This window comes from Mesorhizobium sp. M0048, from assembly GCF_040323405.1.
Classification (GTDB): Bacteria; Pseudomonadota; Alphaproteobacteria; order Rhizobiales; family Rhizobiaceae; genus Mesorhizobium.
Genome location: NZ_JAMYUV010000040.1, coordinates 1 through 17,754, shown reverse-complemented (window position 1 = coordinate 17,754; position 17,754 = coordinate 1). Strand labels below are relative to the sequence as shown.

Genomic DNA, 17,754 nt, shown 5'->3' with positions numbered 1-17,754 from the left:
CTATCGCTGTCGCCGACCTTGGCGGCCAGCACAACCCCGAGGGGCTGCCTATGTTGCTCCATCCAGATTGGCCTCGCCTGCATGACGCATCATGCGGCGAAAGCTCATTGAGATATGCGCCCGCCTTATGTGCCCTATGGACTCCCAGTCACCGATCTCGGCGGCGGCAAGGACCTCTTCCATTTCGCGGCGGAACGCGGTGAACTCCTCGACAAGGCCCAATTGCGGCATCATCTTCAGGACGACGCGCGCGACCTGAAAATACAGGCGCTCGCTGATCTCGCGCAGCGGCTGGTTGCCGGTCATCGCCGTGAGCTCGTAGAAAAAATCCATGTTGAGGCACAGGAAAGCGCGCTGGTCGGGATTGAGTATATCGGCATCGCAACGCGCGATGAGCGCCCGTATCCGGTCGAGATCGTCCGCCGTGCGCGGGATCGGCGAAAGCTTGCCGACGAGGAGCGCCAGCTCCAGGCGCAAATGATAGACCTGCTGCAATTCCTCGATATCGACATCGGTGACGATCGTGCCGACGCCGTGGACGGATTGAACCAGACCCTCGGATTCGAGACGCGCCAGGACACGCCGGACCGGCGTGCGGCTGATCTGGAATTCCTGGGCAAGTTCTTCCTCGGACAGATGGCTTCCCGGCGCATAATCGAGCAGGCAGATGCGGTCGCGCAGTATCCGGTAAATGCGTTCAAATCGCTCCCGGGCCGAGAGCGGACGTGGCGGCGCGGCGGTCACGGCTGTGGGCGTGGCATCTGTCTCAAGCGTCATCCAGCCTCCAGGACAGCGTGCAGGAACTGCCGTGTCCGCTCGTTCTTGGGGGTGCCGAACAACTCGCCTGGCGGCCCTTGCTCGCAGATCTTGCCCGCGTGGAAAAAGCAGACGCGATCGGAGAATTCCTTGGCAAATCCCATCTGGTGGGTGACCATCAGCATGGTGAGGTCATGCTCCCTACCAAGTTTTCGGATGACTTCAAGCACTTCGCCAACGAGTTCGGGGTCCAGGGCCGAGGTCACCTCGTCGAACAGCATGATCTTGGGCCGCATGGCGCAAGCGCGTGCGATGGCGACACGCTGCTGCTGACCACCCGAGAGCTGCGAGGGATAGTGGTCCTTCTTATCCGATAAGCCGACCATGTCGAGCAGTTCGGCGGCACGCGCCTCCGCATCGGCCCGCTTCATGCCTAGCACGGTTATCGGTGCCTCGATGCAGTTCTGCATCGCCGTCATGTGCGGGAACAGGTTGAACGACTGGAACACCATGCCGATCTTGGCGCGGATCTTGCGGATGTGGGCGAGATCGGCGGGAACAAGTTTGCCGTTCCTCTCCATATGGGTCAGCGGCTCGCCTTCAACCCAGATGACACCGTCATTGATCGTCTCCAGCGTCATCAGCATGCGCAGCACCGTCGTCTTGCCGGAGCCGGACGGGCCGATGATGGAGACCTTTTCGCCGCGTGCTATTTCCAGATTAAGCCCGTCGAGAACGGTTAACGTGCCGTAGCGTTTCGATACATTGTCGAAGCGAACCATCGGTTGTTCCGTCATCGCATGGTCCTCCGGTTGAGCAGGCCTTCGAGGGAGCGAATGAGCGCAGCAGAAACCAGGCTCATGGCAAGGAAGAACAGACCGACCAGCGTCATCGGCTCGGTGTAGCGGAAGGTTTCGGAGCCAATGATCTTGGCCGTCTGCATCAGCTCCAGCACGGCGATTGCGGACAGCAATGGCGTCTCCTTGAACAAGGCAACCAGATAGTTGCCGAGCGCCGGAACGATCGGCGGAATCGCCTGCGGAATGATGATGTCGCGGAACGTTGTCCAGGCCGAAAGATTAAGTGCGATCGAGGCTTCCCACTGGCCGCGAGGGATGTTGTCGAAACCGGCGCGATAGACCTCGGAGCAATAGGCGGCATAGTGGATGCCGATGGCCAGCACCCCGGCGGTGAAGGCGTCGAGCACGACACCGAATTTCGGAAAGACGAAATAGAGAAAGAATATCTGGATAAGCAGCGGGGTCGAACGGATCAGTTCGACCAGCACCGAAATTGTCCAGCCGGTCCACGGCACGGCGATACGGACGACGGCCAGCACCAGGCCAAGCGAGGCGGCAAGTGCAAAGCCGACCAGCGTCGCCTCGATGGAGACGATGGCCGCGCGGGCGAGCACCGGCAGGATTTCAAAAGCAAATGCCCAGTCCCAAATCATGCTGCCTTCCCTCGCGCCAGTCCGATCGATGCCCGCCTTTCGAGAAGCCGCATGCCGATGGTCAGAACCAGCGACATTGCCAGGTACATCAAAAGGACAAGTGTGAAGATCGGAATGGTCTTGAACGTATTCTGGTTCATTTGCTGCGCCTTGAAGGCGAGGTCGGAAAGCGTGATCAGCGACACAAGCGCTGTCGATTTCAGAAGCTCGATGAACAGGTTGCCCCAGGGCGGGATCATCGCCACAAAGGCCTGCGGCAGGATGATCCGGCGCAACATCTGTGGCCGGCTCATGTTCAATGCCGTACATGCCTCCCACTGGCCGCGAGCGACCGAAAGGATCGCACCACGCACGACCTCCGACCCGTAGGCACCGACGTTCAGGCCGAGTGCCAGGACTGCCACCACGAAAGCGTTGATCGTGACGCCGAATTGCGGCAGCACGAAAAACAGCCAGAACAATTGTACCAATGCCGACGTTCCGCGGAAGATCTCGACATAGACCGTGGCCAGCCATCTGAGCGGCGTCGGGCCATACATCCGTGCAAGTGCTGCAAGCACGCCCATGACGATTGCGAGCAGGCTGCCGAGGACGGCGATCTCGATTGTCAGGACCGCGCCTTGCAGCAGCCCCGGCATGAACACTCGATAGCTTTCCTGTGTTGCCAAGGCGCCGATCACGACGAGCGCGATGACCAGCATGGCAACGAGCGTACGGATACCCATGCGATTCCCCCGGAGAAAAAAGGGCGGCGCTTTCGCGCCGCCAGCAGTTGGGAACCTACTTGCCCGCGCAAAGCTCCGCGGTGGTCTTGTTGGGGAGGTAGTCCTTGCCGAAGCCGAGCGGCTCGACCAGCGCAATATGCTCCGGCGAACCGATGAACTTCTTCAGCTCGGCGTTGAACGCCTGCTGCAGGTCGGTGTCTTCCTTGCGGAAGCCGAAGCCGCCATGACCTTTCACCGATTTGCCGGCAACCTCGCCGAAGGGCTTGGTCGATTCGACGCCGTCGGCTTTCTTGGCCATATCGGCGATCGAAAGAGCGGTCAGCGCAGCAGCGTCGGCGCGGCCCGACTGGACGGCCGCGACCAGGCTGGACTGGTCGGGCAAGGAGACAATCTGCCCACTGGCAACGCCCGCTTCCTTGGCGAAGCCGCCTTCGACGGCGCCGGCCATCACGGCAAGCTTGAGATCCGGATTATCCTTGATGCTGGAAAAATCCTTGATGCCTTTCGGATTGCCTTTTGCCACCAGCATAGCCTCGCCGATGCCGTAGGACGGCTCGGAGTAGTTGATCTCGGCGCAGCGCTTCGGAGTGATGAACATGCCGGCGGCGATGATGTCGAAGCGGCCGGCCTTGAGACCTGGAATGAGCGAGCCGAATTCGGTCAAAACACCGTCGACCTGCGGTATGCCCATCTTGGCGAGCACCGCCTTGGCGACTTCCGGCGCCTCGCCGGTCAGCTTGCCGTCAGGCGTGGCGTAACCGAACGGCGCCTCGTTGGCGAAACCGACGCGGATGTAGCCGTCCTTCTTGGCCCGTTCGAGGGTGGTTTCCGCGTGAGCGGATAGCGACGTCAATGACGTCGCGGCGAGCGCGATGCAGGCAGCCGCTTTCACGACCATGCGGCGCGATATTGATGAATTGAGCATGCTTTTCTCCCATTGGACAACTGTGGATGGTTCCCAGGGCGCGGCCTTCTTCGAGGTCGACGCCTGCTTGATAAGACGTATACAACTGCCCTAGACATTTCGCAAGCTGAGATATAGAAACCATGAAAATTCGGCGGTAATTCGTAGTTAGCCAACAAATTGACGTCGAGTTGTGCACAATTTGGCCTATTTGCCCATGTTGATCAAAGGGCAAGCGGCGTACCTGGAAGGCAGGATTTCGGTGGCGACCGCGAACGGGTTCGGGACATTCACGCAAGCGGAGTATGGGCAGCGTCTCGCCGGCGTGAAGACACGCATGCAAAAAGCCGGCTTCGATCTCATCGTCTGTCAGGATCCAGCCAACATGTGCTGGCTGACCGGCTATGATGGATGGTCGTTCTATGTTCCGCAGTGCGTCCTCGTCCATCTGGAGGAGGATCGGCCGATCTGGTTCGGCAGGGCGCAGGATGCCAAGAGCGCGCGCCTGACAACCGGCCTGCCGGAGACAAACATCGTGCCGTTCTCGGAGCGGCTGGTGCAGCAGCCCGTCGAACACCCCTATGACGAACTCGCCCGACTGATCCGGTCGCGCGGCTGGGAAAAGGCCAGTATCGGCGTCGAGATGGACGCGCATTATTACACTGCGCGCTGCCACGCCCACCTTGTCGAGGGACTGCCCGACGCGCACTTCGCCAACAACCACGATCTCGTCAACTGGGCGCGGCTGATCAAATCCGAAGCCGAGCTGGTGCTGATCCGCGAGGCGGGTGCGATCTGCACGCATGCCATGAACCGTGCCATCGAGAAAATGCGGCCCGGTGTGCCTCAGAACCACGCCATTGCGGAAATCTATCACGCGCAGATCATGGGCGTGCCCGGATCAGGCGGCGACTATGCCGCGATCTGTCCGCTGATGCCCGTTGGCGAGGGCACTAGCACGCCGCACCTGACGTGGTCCGACGCGCCGCTGCCGGACAGCGGCCTCGCCATTCTGGAGATCGCCGGCGTGCGCCGCCGCTACCATGCGGCGCTGACCCGGACGGTACATTTCGGCAAGCCGCCGCAAGCCATGCTCGACATGGCCAAGGCGATCGTCGAGGGCGTCGACGCTGGCCTCGAGAACGCGCGCCCCGGCAACACCGCCGAACAGGTGGAAGCCGCCTGGCAGGCAGTCCTGCGACGGAACGGGCTGAAGAAAGACAGCCGCGTCGGCTATCCGGTCGGGCTCGCATATCCGCCCGATTGGGGTGAACGCACCGCAAGCCTTCGTCCGGGCGATACTACCGAGATGCAGCCTGGGATGTGCTTCCATTTCATGGCCGGCGTCTGGCTCGACGATTTCGGCATCGCCATCTCGGAATCGTTCGTCGTCACGGAACGCGGCGGCGAACGCCTCTGCGATGTGGCGCGCGAACTCATCGTCATCGACTGACATGGGGGCCGGGAAACCGCCTGCCGAAAAAGACCATGCCCGCCAGCAAGCCGGCAACAAGCACGAGGACGCCCGATGGACCGCAATCCTTTTTCCGAAGCCGAAATCGCAGGCCGGCTGGCAAAGGTCCGTACTGCACTGGTTGAGCGCGAGCTCGACGCGGCGGTGTTTGCCTCGCCGGAGAACGTCTTCTATCTCACCGGGCTTGATCACTGGGGGTATTTTGCCCCTCACCTGCTGATTGTCCCGCTCCGGGAAAAACCTGTTCTGGTCACCCGCTCGATGGAGAAGGTGACAATCGAGAAGCAGGTGAAGGCAGCGGAATTCCGTGGCCATTCCGACAGCGAAACGGCGGCCGACCTTGCCGCGCGGGTGCTGGCAGAGCTCGGCCTATCCGGCAAGCGGATCGGCCTCGAATACTGGACAGCCGGCCTTAGCCATGGACTTGCCGTGGCACTCCAGATGCAAGCCGATGCAAAGTGGAGCGATGTCTCCGGTCTGATCGACAAAATGCGGCGGGTGAAAAGCGCCGAAGAACAGGCGCTGATGCGGCGGGCGGCACAAGTGACGGACGCCGCCGCCGGTGCCGCGATCGCGGCGATCTCCGATGGCGCTTCCGAACAGGAGGTCGCCGCCCAATGTGTTGCGGCAATGATCCGCGCCGGCGGTCATGCGCCGGGCTTCGGACCGTTCATCCGCCCGGCCGCGCGCCTGGGTGAAGAGCACACAACCTGGGGCGACGGGATCTACCGCAAGGGCGAGCCCGTCTTTGTCGAACTGTCCGGGTGCATCTCGCGCTACCACGCCCCGCTCGGCCGGCTCGTTCGCATAGGCCACATCAGCGATGAAGACGCCACAATGGCGGAGGTGACCGCCAAGGCGTTCAACGCGGTCGTCGAGGCGCTACGGCCGGGCGCCAAGGCGCGCGATGTCTACGCCGCCTGGCAGGCCGTCGCCGACGAGGCCGGTCTTTCCCACTATCGCCGCCATCACTGCGGTTACCTGGTCGGCGCCGGCCAGCCGCCGTCATGGACCGGCGGCAATTCGGTGACCGGCTTGCGACACGATTCCGACCTCGAGATCCAAACCGGGATGAGCTTCCACATCCTGTCGTGGCTGATGGGCACTGGTCGCGGCAATGACTTCGTCTCCAACACGGTGCTGTTGACCGATGCGGGCGCCGAAGTGCTTACCCGCACGCCGGCCGGCCCGATCATTCGATAGGCCTGCACACATGGCGCGCTACTCGGCATTTTCGGTTTTCCGCAACGCGCTGTCAGGCCAGAAGAACTGGCAGCGAGCCTGGCGGGCCGCGGAGCCAAAATCGTCCTATGACGTGATCGTTATTGGCGGCGGCGGACACGGCCTCGCCACCGCCTTCTACCTCGCCGAGAACCACGGCATCCGTGACGTCGCGGTGCTCGAAAAGGGTTATGTCGGCGGCGGCAATGTCGGCCGCAACACCACCGTCATCCGCTCCAACTACCTGCTCGACGGCAACACCCAGTTCTACGAATTCTCGATGAAGCTTTGGGAGGACATGTCTCAGGCGCTGAATTTCAACGTGATGTTCTCCCAGCGCGGTCAACTCGTCACGGCGCATTCGGCCGATCAGCTCGACGGTTTCAGCCACCGCGCCAACGTCATGCGGCTGAACGGCATCGACGCCGACATCGTCGGCCGCGAAGACGTGCGCCGGCTGGTGCCCTATCTCGATTTTTCCGACACCGCCCGCTTCCCGATCCATGGCGCCATCTTTCAGGGCCGCGCGGGCACGGCACGCCACGACGCCGTCGCCTGGGGCTATGCGCGTGCCGCCGACAGCCATGGCGTCGACATCATCCAGAACTGCGATGTGACAGGCTTTGTCCGTGACGGCGACAGGATCGTCGGCGTCGAAACGACGAAAGGCCGGATCGGCGCCGGCAAGGTCGGCCTCGCGGTTGCTGGCCACACGTCCGTGCTCGGCGCCAAGACTGGGCTTGAATTGCCGATCGAAAGCCATGTGCTGCAAGCTTTCGTAACCGAGCCGCTGAAGCCGCTGGTAGATCACGTCGTCGCCTATGGCGCCGACCATTTCTACGTCAGCCAGTCGGACAAGGGGGGGTTGGTCTTCGGCGGCAATCTCGACGGCTATAATTCCTATGCCCAGCGCGGCAATCTCGGCGTCGTGCGCGAAGTGGCGGAGGCCGCGATCGCATTGATGCCGTGCATTTCGCGCGTCCGTCTGCTTCGCCATTGGGGCGGCCTCATGGACATGACCCCCGATGCCAGCCCGATCATCTGCCCGACGCCGATCGAGGGTCTCTATCTCAACGGCGGCTGGTGCTATGGCGGCTTCAAGGCGACGCCGGCTTCCGGCTGGTGCTTCGCCCACACGATTGCCACCGGCAAGCCGCATCCCTTGATCGCGGCCTACGGGCTCGATCGTTTCCGCACCGGCCACACGCTCGATGAGGCCGGCGCCGGCCCTTCCGCCTGGCTGCAATAGGAGGCAGGACAAAATGCTGCGCATCGAATGCCCCTGCTGCGGCCCGCGCGATCATGACGAGTTCCGCTATGGCGGCGATGCCTCGGTCAAGCGTCCGGCCCATGACGATCCCGATCCGGAGGCCTGGTACCGCTACGTCTATATCAGGACAAACCCGGCCGGCCCGCACCGTGAATTCTGGCAGCACGTGACCGGTTGCCGCCAATGGCTGGTGGTCGAACGCGACACCCGCAACCATGCCATCGCAGCCGTCGACTTCGCTAGAAAATTGCGGGCCAGGAAATCAACTCTCAGGAAGTCACCGGCATGAGTTCAAACCGCAAACGGCTGTCGGTGGGTGCCCGCATCATTCGCGAGCAGCCGGTCGAGTTTACCTTCGACGGCCGCAAGCTGGCTGGATATCGCGGCGACACACTTGCCTCCGCGCTGCTCGCCAATGGCGTCACGCTGGTCGGGCGCAGCTTCAAATATCATCGCCCGCGCGGCATTTTTTCCGCCGGACCCGAAGAGCCGAATGCGCTGGTTACGCTCGGGACCGCCGGGAGGCGCGAGCCGAACCTGCCGGCGACCACACTGGAACTCGCCGACGGTATGGTCGTGGAGAGTCAGAACCGCTGGCCATCGCTTGCCTTCGACATGCAAAGCGTCAACGGGCTGTTGGCACCGTTTCTGTCCGCCGGCTTCTACTACAAGACCTTCATGGGCCCGACGCGCCGCGCCTGGATGTTCTACGAGCACTTTATCCGCAAGGCTGCCGGTCTGGGCAGAGCCGGCACCGGCGTGGATCCCGACCACTACGAGGTTCGTCATGCCTTCGCCGATGTCGCCATCGTCGGCGGCGGCCCGGCGGGATTGTCGGCGGCGCGGGCGGCCGCCGCGGCCGGCGCGCGGGTCGCGCTGATCGAGCAGGATTTCCTGCTTGGCGGCCAGCTTCTGGCGGAACCGTCCGACAGCGCAGCGGCCGCATGGCTGAGGCAGGCCGAGGCCGAGTTGGAGGGCTTCGAAACCATCACGCTTATGAAGCGGACGACCGCTTTCGGCAGCTATGACGGCAATGTCCTTGGACTGGTCGAACAGCGCGATCCAACCAATCCGCAGCCGAATGGCGAGACACGGCAAACGGTCACTATGTTGCGCATCCGCTCGATCGTTTTCGCCACCGGCGCCATCGAGCGGCCGATGGTGTTCTCGAACAACGACCGGCCCGGCGTCATGCTTGCCTCGGCCGCCCGGACCTATCTCAACCGTTTCGCCGTCCTGCCGGGCAAGAAAATCGTCGTCGCTACCACCAATGACGGTGCCTGGCGCACCGCCTTCGACTATGCCGCAGCCGGCGCGGAGGTGACGATTGCCGATCTGCGCCCCGTCCCGCCCGCAGCACTTGCCGCAGAAGCCGCACGGCTCGGCGTGGTGGTGCGGGCCGCAACGCGCATCGTCGACCTGCATGGCGGCCATGCCGTCAGGCGCGTAACGCTCAATGGTCCGGAGGGACAATCTTCGGCCGCCTGCGACTTGGTCTGCATCTCCGGCGGCTGGTCGCCAACCGTGCATCTCACCTCACACCTCGGTGTCAAACCTGTGTATCGCGACGACATTGACGGCTTCGTGCCGGGCATCTTTTCAGCCAGCCAGTTCGGCGCCGGTGCAATGATAGGAGCCTATGCGACAGTCGCTGCCATCGAGGACGGCCATCGCGCCGGCATCGAAGCGGCAGCCTCCTGCGGCAAGTCGGCACCAGTGTCCGCTCCATCGAAACTCGATCTCGGTGAGACCGGCTCGAGCGTCCTTCGCGAAGCCCTGCCCGCTGGACGTGCAAAGGCCTTCGTCGATTTCCAGATGGACGTGACAACCGGGGATATCGAGCTCGCCCATCGCGAGGGCTATGAATCGGTCGAGCACCTGAAGCGCTACACTACGCTCGGTATGGGCACCGACCAAGGCAAGACCAGCAATTTTCCCGCACTTGCCGCGATGGCAGCGCTGCGCAACGCAACGATTCCTGAGACCGGCACCACGACCTTCCGCCCGCCCTATACGCCGGTTGCCATCGGCGCGCTTGCCGGGCGCGCCATCGGCCATCATTTCAAGCCGATCCGCCGCACGCCGATGCATGACTGGCACATGGCGAACGGCGCCGAGATGCTCGAGGTCGGGCTCTGGATGCGGCCCTATTTCTACCGGCAGTCGGGACGTGACGTGAACGACGCGTATGTCGCCGAAATGCGGAATGTGCGCCAGGCCGCGGGGCTGATGGACATCTCCACGCTCGGCAAGATCGATGTCCGGGGCCCGGATGCGGCAATCTTCCTCGATCGCATCTACGCCAACGGCTTTGCCAAACTGGCGGTAGGCCGCGCCCGCTACGGCATCATGCTGCGCGACGACGGTATCGTCTTCGACGACGGCACCACGACGCGGCTGGCGGAAAACCGGTTCTTCATGACGACCTCGACCGCCAAGGCCGCGGATGTGCTGTCGCGTCTCGAATTCCTGCTCGACACGGCCTGGCCGGATTTGCGTGTGGCCGTCACCTCGGTCAGCGATGAATGGGCGGCAATGTCGGTTGCCGGGCCTAACAGCCGCGCAATCCTCGGTGCCGCTTTTCCTGCCCTTGACGTTTCCGATGAGGCACTTCCGCACATGGGACTACTCGAAAGCGAGTGGGAGGGCCGTGGGCTCCGCATCTTGCGTCTCAGTTATTCCGGCGAGCGCGCTTACGAAATCTATGTCGGCGCCACTGCCGGTGAACAGCTCTGGAGCTGTCTGCTCGAAGCCGGCAGACTGCTCGAGCTGAAGCCCTACGGCGTGGAGGCGCTTGGCGCGCTGCGGGTCGAAAAGGGCCATGTCGCCGGACCTGAGATCGACGGGCGCACGACGCTCGACGATCTCGGCCTCGGCCGCATGGCCGGCAAGCGCAGCGGCTTCGTCGGCGACGTCCTGCGACGGCGCCCTGCCCTCCAGGCCCCCAACCGACAGCGCCTGGTCGGACTGGAATGCATTGAGGATGGAAAACGCCTGCGCGGCGGCGCCATCCTGTTCCTGCCGGATGAGAAACCCCATGGCCATGGGCGCGGTCGCGTCACCTCCGTCACTTTCAGCCCCGAACGCGGCCATTATGTCGGGCTGGCCCTGCTTGCCGGTGATGTCGCGGCAGAAGGAAGCGAGGTCGTAGCGGTTTATCCGATGAAGGCCGAAACGGTTCGCGCCCGCGTTGTCTCGCCGGTATTCGTCGATCCACAAGGAGAACGGCTGCATGACTAGCTTGACCTCTTCTCGGGATTTCAGCCTGTCCGTGGCAGATTGTCCGCTCATCCAGATCGAGGGCTGGGACGCGACATTGACGCAATTCGAAAAGAGCGTCTCGGCGCCGCTGGGCAAGAAACTTCCCGCTTCGGTCGGAGAGACGGTTCGCCACAAGGGGCTTCTAATTATCCGCGTTGCACCTCGCCGCCTCTGGCTGGCTCTCGACGAAGGCACGCAAGCGCCTGCGCTTGCCGTCGACCCCGATCTCGGCTGTTCCGTTCCCCTCGCGGAAGGTCGTGTTCGTTTGAAAATGGCCGGCCCTGGTATCGCAAGTCTTCTGTCCGGCTGCATTGCCGTCGACTGGCACGCGCCGGCCGCCGCTCCGGGCCGCGCCGTGCTGACATCCTTCCATCACGTGTCCGTGCTCTTCCTGCGCACCGGCGAGACCGCGTGCGAACTTATCGTGCCGCGAAGTTTTGCCCGCAGCCTCGCGGATTGGATCGCCGACGGCTAGCCCTGGCCGAGATCCGCCAATTCGAGGGCGCAGCTGAGGTCCGCCTAACTGACGGCAAAGCTGCAACGGGCTACTAGGCCCTCGCCAGACGCAAGCACCGACAGTCCATTCCATTTGTCGATCGAACCACGATTGTGAGCATCGACAGCATGACTGACCGGTTCAAAACAGAAGAAGTCGCTCTCGTCCGATGGCGAATAGACCAGGTAGAAATTCAAGGGCGATGAAGCTTCAATCCGCAGGCTGCAACTGTGCTCCGGCCACGATATGGTGGCGACGCCGCTCCAACCGGCAAACAGATTGTTTATCCATCCACTCGGCAATACGACTGGGGCGCCGAAATCCCAATCGGGATGGGTTTTGACATCCACAAATCGTTCGGGGAGATGGTTGGGCAGTTCGAGACAAACCTGCGAGGCCGGCGCATGAAGCGCGGTTCGTGCCGTTCTCGGGAACCATGGATGGATGCCAAGCCCGAACGGCAATCTGATCGATGCCTGATTGACGATGCGAAGCTTCAACTCGAGCCCCTGTCCGGCCAGCGCGTAGCTCACCTCGGCGCGATATCGGTATGGGCCGGGCCCGTTGCTGATGAGGGACAGTTTCGCGTTGTCCTGCGCTACGCTGTCGACGTCCCACTCGCTGGAAAATCCGTTGCCGTGGATGGGAAATGGCTCGCCTGCAACATTGGCAGGCAGTTCGTGGAATTTGGAGTCGAATGTGAACCCGCCGCCTGAGATGCGATTTGACCATGGCAAAAGCAGGTTGCAGGCAAGGTCGAACGGTTTGCTGCTCCCGCCATCCGGCCATGGCCTGAAGAGCGGCACGCGCCCATAGTCCAGTCGCGCAAGACCTGCCCCAAGCGATGGGGCGATTTCAGCAGACAGGTCTCCGCTTCTGATCTTGATCGTCCCGACCATCCGCTTCAGAGGATATCGGCCTTGGCAGCTGCGATCGGCTGTTGACGGCGGCCTTTGCGAGCCACTGCAAGAAGGTCGTTCGACGCGATCCCGATGAGCGCCTTCATCTGATCGTGAGCGTCGTCGGCCCTGCGCATCCTAATTGCCTCCAGCACGTCGCCATGCGCGCTGAGCGTCTGCTGGTAATTGGCGGTGGCCGATGTGGTCAAGCGGAAGGAGAAGCTGAGAGCGGCCGCAAGCATATTGCCGAGATTGGCGAACACCGGGTTGCGGCTGGCACGAAGGATGGCGGTATGAAATCTGACGTCGGCATCGAGACACGCAGCAAGGTCATCCTGTGGAGCAATGCGCATGGCCTCATAGGCGGCTTCGATGACTGCGAGATCGCCTGACGTCGCCATCTTGGCCGCAAGTTGGGCGGCAGCGGGTTCAATGACCAGTCGCGCCTCGATCAATCCGCGGACGAAATCGAGATCGGGCTCGATATCGCGCATCCATTCCAGAACCTGTGCATCCAGCCTGTTCCATTCGCTCGACGCGCGCACACGCGTCCCGGCCCGCTTGCGTGCCTCGATCAATCCTTTCGCCGAAAGCGTCAGAAGAGCATCGCGAAGTGCAGTGCGGCTCGCCCCGTAGATGACGCAAAGTTCGGCTTCCGTTGGCAGCACGGAATGCTGCGCGTAGGAACCGGCGAGGATGCGCTGTCCTAGATCGCGTGCGATGCGATCCTTGAGCGATGACGTGGTGCCATCTGCGGCAGGAATGTCCTGCTTGCCCTGGCCAGTCGAAGCGATCGCCGCGTCCATCGTCATGTCCTGTTCAAGTGGTACTCGGCAATTACCACAGCAAGTATCAGCAGCGAGCCCTTGGCAAGCAACTGATAGAAGGTTGGCACGGACGTCAGTATCATCCCGTTGTTGAGGACGCCAATGATGGCGACGCCCAGCAGCGCGCCGATGATCGTACCCTTCCCGCCCTGCAAAGCGCAGCCACCCAGCACGGCCGCTGTGATGGCCTCGAGTTCCAGACCTTGGGAACCGGATACGGGCTGCCCCGAGCCGGTACGGGCAGCCAACAGAATCCCGGCCAATCCGGCCGCCACGCCACTCATGATGTAGATGCCGACGCGGTAGCGGTTGATGTTGATGCCGGAGAAGCGCGCGACAACGGGATTGCCGCCCAAGGCATAGATGTTACGGCCAACGATCGAGCGGGCAAGGAAGAGATGGAACACGATCGCGGTCAGCAAAAGAATCCAGATCAGCAGAGGCAGGCCGAGGATTCGCCCGATCCCGATGAAGCGGAACGTGTCGCTGAAGATCGCGATCGATTGCCCATCGGACATGATGAATGCGACGCCGCGGAAGATCGCCATCGTACCGAGAGTCGCGATGACTGCGTTGACCCGCCCATAGGTGATGATGATGCCGTTCACAAGACCGGCAAGACCGCCCAGGACCAGGCCGGCAACAATGCCCACCGCAGGCGAGCCCGTCGACTGGATGGCCATTGCGGTCGATACTGTGGTCAGACCAACAATTGCGCCAACGGCGATATCAAGTCCGCCCGCGACAATGACCACCGTCTGGCTCATCGCCAGAACGCCCAGGATGGTGATGCCGAGGCCGATGTTCAGCAGGTTTCGGCTGGAGAAGAACACATCGCCTCTCAGGATGCCGAAGATGAGCACGAGGATGGCGAGAGCAACCAGAAGGCTTATGTTGTGAATGCCGATGCGCTCCGCGATGCGTAAGGACGCGCGCCTTTTGTCGGTTTGTGCTGTTGCTGTCCTGAGTTCAAGGCTATTCACTGAATTTGTCCTCCGAGCGATGGCACAGATTGCGGCATTGCGTGTTTCAGGATCGTGGCCTCGTCGATGTCGGGGCGGGAAAGTTCGGCGGTGATCCGGCCTCCAGCCATGACGAGCACCCTGTCGGCGAGCCCGATCAGTTCCGGCATTTCCGAGGAAATCAGGATTATGCCGATGCCGCTGGCGGCGAGTTCATCGACCAGGCGATAGATTTCCGCCTTGGCGCCGATGTCGATGCCGCGGGTCGGTTCGTCGAGGAGGAGAAGCATCGGCTGCCGCGCAAGCCAGCGCGCGAGAACGACCTTCTGTTGATTGCCGCCCGACAGTTTCGAAACCTGTTCGTCGAGGTTAGGCGCCTTGATCGACATCTTTGCTGCGAGCGGTGAGACAATCTCCAGCGCCTTGCGCCGGTTGAAGAAGCCGAAGGTCGATGTCCTGTCGGGCACGCAAAGCGAAGCGTTGTCAAGAATGCTGCGGAACAGCAGCAGGGCTTCGTGCTTGCGGTCTTCCGGGGCGAAGCCGATGCCCGCCACGATCGCTGCATGCGGGCTGTTAGAGCCAACGGGCACGCCATTCATCGTTATGGTTCCGCCGAGGCGCCGATCATAGCCGACGATCGCCTTCGCCAGTTCGGATCTGCCCGCCCCCATAAGGCCGGCGATGCCGAGCACCTCACCGCGGCGGACCTTGAGGCTCACATCGGTGACGCGGTCGGTGGTCAGGCCCGCCACGTCCAGCAACGGTTTTCCCGATTGCCACGTCTCGCGCGTAAACAGATCGGCGATGTCGCGGCCCACCATGAGCTTGGCTATGGTCTGCTCGCTGGCACCGGCAGCGGGGGAATCATCGACCAGCCGGCCGTCCCGTAAAACGACAATGCGGTCTGCTAGGTCGATGATCTCGTTCAGCCGGTGAGAGATGTAGACGATCGAAGTGCCCTCTTCGCGCAGCCGGCGGATTACTGAAAACAGACGGCGCGCTTCGTCGTCGGTCAGTGACGAGGTCGGCTCGTCGAATGCGATCAACTGGCCGCCGGCACGTATTGCGCGCATGATTTCGATCATCTGACGCTGCGCCGGACCGAGCGTGCTGCAGAGTTGCCGCGGCCGCATATCCTGTTGCATGCCGAAGGTCGCAAGCACCTTATCGGTCTGCTCCTCCAGCCTGTGCCAGTCGAGCAGGACGCCCGCCAGCCGCGGCAGTTCCCCAACGAAAATGTTCTCGGCCACGGTCAGGTTCGGAACGATCTCCGGCTCCTGATGGATGACGCGTATTCCCGCTCTATGGCTGTCGCGCGGTTCGCCGAAAACGATCGGCGTGGAACCGTGCCGCACAGTGCCGCTGTCAGGCCCGAACACGCCCTCGAGAATTCGCATCATCGTCGATTTGCCGGCCCCATTCTCGCCAATCAGGGCGAGCACCTCTCCCGGCCGAAAGGCAATCGAGACGTTGTCAAGCGCCTGCACGACGCCGAAGCGTTTCGATATCCTATCGAGCGAGAAGAAATCCGATTGCATCAAAGCTCACTCCCGAGGATCGATCCCGTGTCGGTGGCGTGTGCGCGCTGACAACTGCCGGCCCAAAAAGCGTCATGCGCCCTGCGGCGCATGACGCGTAGCCGGTTCAGTGGCAGAGCTTGGCTTTGTAGTCCGACGCAAAATTGTCGGCGGTGATGTATTCCGGGTCGGTGAAGGATTGAACCGGCAGCTTCGTTCCATCCTTGATCGAGGCCAAGAGAATCTTCACCGCAAGCGCGCCGTGATTTTCCGAGTTGAGCCACATCGTGCCACGGAATGCCGATGGCTTTCCTGATCCGAAGGCGTCGCAGGCGCGGCTCCCGTCGATGCCTATCCCCATGCCCTGGTCTGCGGTATAGCCGGCATTCTCCAGTGCTCGCGCACCACCCAGCACGCCATCATCGTTGCATGAGTAGAATATCCAGTTCGTGACGCTGGGATTGGCCGTCAATGTGGTGGTCATCACGTCGATGGCGTTGACCATCGTGTTGTCGTAGGGGACGCGCACGATATTCCCGGGCTTGAAATCGGGCACCGCCTTCAGGAACGCTTCCTCCGCGCCCTTGTTGCGCTGCATGCAGGTGTCGGCCTTGCGGTCCTCGATCGAGGCGATGCGCACCTCTTTGCCCGCCCAGCCGTCGGCCTTGTAGAGCTTGGCGAGCTCTTCGCCCACCCGCGCACCGATGTTGTAGGCATTCATGCCGACATAGGGGACCTGGGTGCCATCCTGGTAGTAGATATCGTCGTCGACCGCCACCAAGGGAATTTTTGCGGCCTTTGCTTTCTCCGCGATGACCGGTCCCAGCGCCTTGTCGGGGACGACGATGGCGATGCCTTTCACACCATCGCCGACCATCGTATCGAAGGTCGTGATCGTCAAATTGGCGTCGAACTGAACGTCCTGCGACACGAATGCGGCCCCTGCCGCCTCAGCCGCTTTCCTGGCGCCGCCAACCTCGGCGACAAACCATGGATGGTCACCCATCTTGTTGATGTAGCCGATCTTGATTTCGTCTGCGCTTGCTGCGCCACCCATCAGTCCGGCAGCCAGTACCGCAAATGTCGCCAAAGCCTTTGTTGTGGTTTTCATGAAGATCCTCCCTGAGAGCTCTTTGGTGGTTGCTAGTCGTGGTAGAGAACCGAGCGCCCACCATCGATGGTGATCGTCTCGGCATTTATGAACGGCGCTTCGTCCGAAGCGAGGAAAACCGCCGTCATTGCAACCTCGTCCGGCCGGCCAATACGCTTGGGCGGATGGAGGTCGTAGGCTCGCCGCTTCTCCTCGGCGGGGTTCGGGAATGTGTTCCAGTAGGCTTCCGCGATCGGCGTCTCGATATAGCCGGGGGCGATCGCGTTCACGCGGATACCGCGTGCGGCGTATTCGATGGCCAGCGAACGGGTCAGGCCCAAAAGTGCATGCTTGGCGACCGGGTACGGGAACGTATGGGGAATGATCTGGAAGGCGTGACAGCTCGCTATGTTGACGATGGACCCCGAGCCCTTCGCCAGCATCGTCGGCAAAACCGCCTTGGCGCAGAACCACGCGGCCTGGAGGTCGAGCTTAAGGCAGCGCTCCCATTCCCCATCCGGCATCATCAATGGTTCGTAGAAGACGTTGGCACCGGCATTGTTGACCAGAATGTCGACGCCGCCATAGGCCGTGATCGTCCGCGCGACCATGTCCGAGACTGCGGATGCGTCGGTGACGTCAGTCTCGACGAACAGAGCGTCCGCGCCTTGTGCCAGCAGTTCGTCGGCGATCGCTTTCCCGCTTGCCGCATTCAGTTCGGCAATAACGGTCTTTGCCCCATGCATCGCAAAGGCGCGGGCGGTGGCGGCACCAATGCCCTGGCCCGCTCCCGTGACGAGTTGTGTGCGTCAAGTTCTGCAAAATGGCGTGGCATTGCGTTGACGTCGGCGTGTCCGCCGCGCAGCCCCCGTGTTTAGCGGAGCGGCGGACACATGACG

16 protein-coding genes and 1 pseudogene are annotated in these 17,754 nt (G+C 62.3%); 6 read left to right on the top strand and 11 right to left on the bottom strand.

The genetic code is table 11. From position 1 onward, the window contains the following. Positions 1 to 48: 48 nt before the first annotated feature. From NKJ84_RS25035 to ehuB, 5 genes are read right to left on the bottom strand one after another with little or no spacing between them, the layout of a single operon-like run. On the bottom strand, positions 49 to 777 hold the full coding sequence (locus NKJ84_RS25035) for a GntR family transcriptional regulator (protein ID WP_352508683.1): 729 nt from the start codon (positions 775 to 777) through the stop codon (positions 49 to 51). Beyond that, entirely contained in the window at positions 774 to 1,553 is a 780-nt protein-coding gene (gene ehuA / locus NKJ84_RS25030; protein WP_302895675.1) for an ectoine/hydroxyectoine ABC transporter ATP-binding protein EhuA, read from the bottom strand. Before ehuA ends, NKJ84_RS25035 begins: the two co-directional genes overlap by 4 nt. After that, on the bottom strand, positions 1,550 to 2,209 hold the full coding sequence (gene ehuD / locus NKJ84_RS25025; protein ID WP_352508682.1) for an ectoine/hydroxyectoine ABC transporter permease subunit EhuD: 660 nt from the start codon (positions 2,207 to 2,209) through the stop codon (positions 1,550 to 1,552). The genes ehuA and ehuD overlap by 4 nt, the downstream gene beginning before the upstream one ends. After that, positions 2,206 to 2,934, bottom strand: coding sequence for an ectoine/hydroxyectoine ABC transporter permease subunit EhuC (gene ehuC, locus NKJ84_RS25020; protein WP_352476742.1), 729 nt, complete (start codon positions 2,932 to 2,934; stop codon positions 2,206 to 2,208). The genes ehuD and ehuC overlap by 4 nt, the downstream gene beginning before the upstream one ends. Positions 2,935 to 2,989: 55 nt before the next feature. After that, positions 2,990 to 3,859, bottom strand: coding sequence for an ectoine/hydroxyectoine ABC transporter substrate-binding protein EhuB (ehuB, locus tag NKJ84_RS25015; RefSeq protein WP_352476741.1), 870 nt, complete (start codon positions 3,857 to 3,859; stop codon positions 2,990 to 2,992). 235 nt (positions 3,860 to 4,094) lie between these two features. Here ehuB and NKJ84_RS25010 point away from each other — a divergent pair, with 235 nt between their 5' ends. The 6 genes from NKJ84_RS25010 (at position 4,095) to NKJ84_RS24985 (ending at position 11,539) form a co-directional block, all read left to right on the top strand. Continuing rightward, positions 4,095 to 5,291 carry a M24 family metallopeptidase gene (locus tag NKJ84_RS25010; RefSeq protein WP_502899794.1) on the top strand — a complete coding sequence of 399 codons (1,197 nt, stop codon included), beginning with the start codon at positions 4,095 to 4,097 and terminating at the stop codon, positions 5,289 to 5,291. A gap of 75 nt (positions 5,292 to 5,366) precedes the next feature. Then, entirely contained in the window at positions 5,367 to 6,515 is a 1,149-nt protein-coding gene (locus tag NKJ84_RS25005; protein ID WP_352508680.1) for a M24 family metallopeptidase, read from the top strand. A 10-nt stretch (positions 6,516 to 6,525) separates the two neighbouring features. Continuing rightward, positions 6,526 to 7,782, top strand: coding sequence for a sarcosine oxidase subunit beta family protein (locus NKJ84_RS25000; RefSeq protein WP_352508679.1), 1,257 nt, complete (start codon positions 6,526 to 6,528; stop codon positions 7,780 to 7,782). Positions 7,783 to 7,795: 13 nt separating this feature from the next. Further along, positions 7,796 to 8,092 carry a sarcosine oxidase subunit delta gene (locus tag NKJ84_RS24995; protein ID WP_502900920.1) on the top strand — a complete coding sequence of 99 codons (297 nt, stop codon included), beginning with the start codon at positions 7,796 to 7,798 and terminating at the stop codon, positions 8,090 to 8,092. Next, positions 8,089 to 11,043 (top strand): sarcosine oxidase subunit alpha family protein, encoded by a 2,955-nt coding sequence (locus NKJ84_RS24990; protein WP_352508678.1) that lies wholly within the window; start codon positions 8,089 to 8,091, stop codon positions 11,041 to 11,043. Before NKJ84_RS24995 ends, NKJ84_RS24990 begins: the two co-directional genes overlap by 4 nt. Continuing rightward, the gene (locus tag NKJ84_RS24985; protein WP_352508677.1) at positions 11,036 to 11,539 is read left to right on the top strand and encodes a sarcosine oxidase subunit gamma family protein; all 504 of its coding nucleotides are present in this window, start codon (positions 11,036 to 11,038) and stop codon (positions 11,537 to 11,539) included. Before NKJ84_RS24990 ends, NKJ84_RS24985 begins: the two co-directional genes overlap by 8 nt. Positions 11,540 to 11,583: 44 nt before the next feature. Here NKJ84_RS24985 and NKJ84_RS24980 read toward each other — a convergent pair whose 3' ends face one another. The 6 genes and pseudogenes from NKJ84_RS24980 to NKJ84_RS24955 form a co-directional block, all read right to left on the bottom strand. Next, positions 11,584 to 12,459: an aldose 1-epimerase gene (locus tag NKJ84_RS24980; protein ID WP_352508676.1), complete on the bottom strand. Its 876-nt coding sequence runs from the start codon at positions 12,457 to 12,459 to the stop codon at positions 11,584 to 11,586. A gap of 5 nt (positions 12,460 to 12,464) precedes the next feature. Continuing rightward, positions 12,465 to 13,265, bottom strand: coding sequence for a FadR/GntR family transcriptional regulator (locus NKJ84_RS24975; RefSeq protein ID WP_352508675.1), 801 nt, complete (start codon positions 13,263 to 13,265; stop codon positions 12,465 to 12,467). A gap of 2 nt (positions 13,266 to 13,267) precedes the next feature. Next, complete coding sequence (locus NKJ84_RS24970; protein WP_352508674.1) at positions 13,268 to 14,149, bottom strand: ABC transporter permease; 882 nt, start codon at positions 14,147 to 14,149, stop codon at positions 13,268 to 13,270. A 116-nt stretch (positions 14,150 to 14,265) separates the two neighbouring features. After that, positions 14,266 to 15,786 (bottom strand): sugar ABC transporter ATP-binding protein, encoded by a 1,521-nt coding sequence (locus NKJ84_RS24965; RefSeq protein ID WP_352508673.1) that lies wholly within the window; start codon positions 15,784 to 15,786, stop codon positions 14,266 to 14,268. Between the two features lie 106 nt (positions 15,787 to 15,892). Beyond that, positions 15,893 to 16,876, bottom strand: a complete 984-nt coding sequence (locus NKJ84_RS24960) for a substrate-binding domain-containing protein (protein WP_352508672.1) — start codon at positions 16,874 to 16,876, stop codon at positions 15,893 to 15,895. Positions 16,877 to 16,908: 32 nt separating this feature from the next. Continuing rightward, a pseudogene (locus NKJ84_RS24955) lies at positions 16,909 to 17,655 on the bottom strand (SDR family oxidoreductase); the annotation flags it as partial. Positions 17,656 to 17,754 lie beyond the last annotated feature (99 nt).

What these genes read in the sequence shown, in the direction of transcription:
- ehuA (WP_302895675.1), bottom strand. Translation starts at nt 1,553, where the DNA reads ATGACGGAACAACCGATGGTTCGCTTCGACAATGTATCGAAACGCTAC.
- NKJ84_RS24985 (WP_352508677.1), top strand. Translation starts at nt 11,036, where the DNA reads ATGACTAGCTTGACCTCTTCTCGGGATTTCAGCCTGTCCGTGGCAGAT.
- NKJ84_RS24990 (WP_352508678.1), top strand. Translation starts at nt 8,089, where the DNA reads ATGAGTTCAAACCGCAAACGGCTGTCGGTGGGTGCCCGCATCATTCGC.
- NKJ84_RS24975 (WP_352508675.1), bottom strand. Translation starts at nt 13,265, where the DNA reads ATGGACGCGGCGATCGCTTCGACTGGCCAGGGCAAGCAGGACATTCCT.
- NKJ84_RS24980 (WP_352508676.1), bottom strand. Translation starts at nt 12,459, where the DNA reads ATGGTCGGGACGATCAAGATCAGAAGCGGAGACCTGTCTGCTGAAATC.
- NKJ84_RS24965 (WP_352508673.1), bottom strand. Translation starts at nt 15,786, where the DNA reads ATGCAATCGGATTTCTTCTCGCTCGATAGGATATCGAAACGCTTCGGC.
- ehuC (WP_352476742.1), bottom strand. Translation starts at nt 2,934, where the DNA reads ATGGGTATCCGTACGCTCGTTGCCATGCTGGTCATCGCGCTCGTCGTG.
- ehuD (WP_352508682.1), bottom strand. Translation starts at nt 2,209, where the DNA reads ATGATTTGGGACTGGGCATTTGCTTTTGAAATCCTGCCGGTGCTCGCC.
- ehuB (WP_352476741.1), bottom strand. Translation starts at nt 3,859, where the DNA reads ATGCTCAATTCATCAATATCGCGCCGCATGGTCGTGAAAGCGGCTGCC.
- NKJ84_RS25035 (WP_352508683.1), bottom strand. Translation starts at nt 777, where the DNA reads ATGACGCTTGAGACAGATGCCACGCCCACAGCCGTGACCGCCGCGCCG.
- NKJ84_RS24960 (WP_352508672.1), bottom strand. Translation starts at nt 16,876, where the DNA reads ATGAAAACCACAACAAAGGCTTTGGCGACATTTGCGGTACTGGCTGCC.
- NKJ84_RS25000 (WP_352508679.1), top strand. Translation starts at nt 6,526, where the DNA reads ATGGCGCGCTACTCGGCATTTTCGGTTTTCCGCAACGCGCTGTCAGGC.
- NKJ84_RS24995 (WP_502900920.1), top strand. Translation starts at nt 7,796, where the DNA reads ATGCTGCGCATCGAATGCCCCTGCTGCGGCCCGCGCGATCATGACGAG.
- NKJ84_RS25005 (WP_352508680.1), top strand. Translation starts at nt 5,367, where the DNA reads ATGGACCGCAATCCTTTTTCCGAAGCCGAAATCGCAGGCCGGCTGGCA.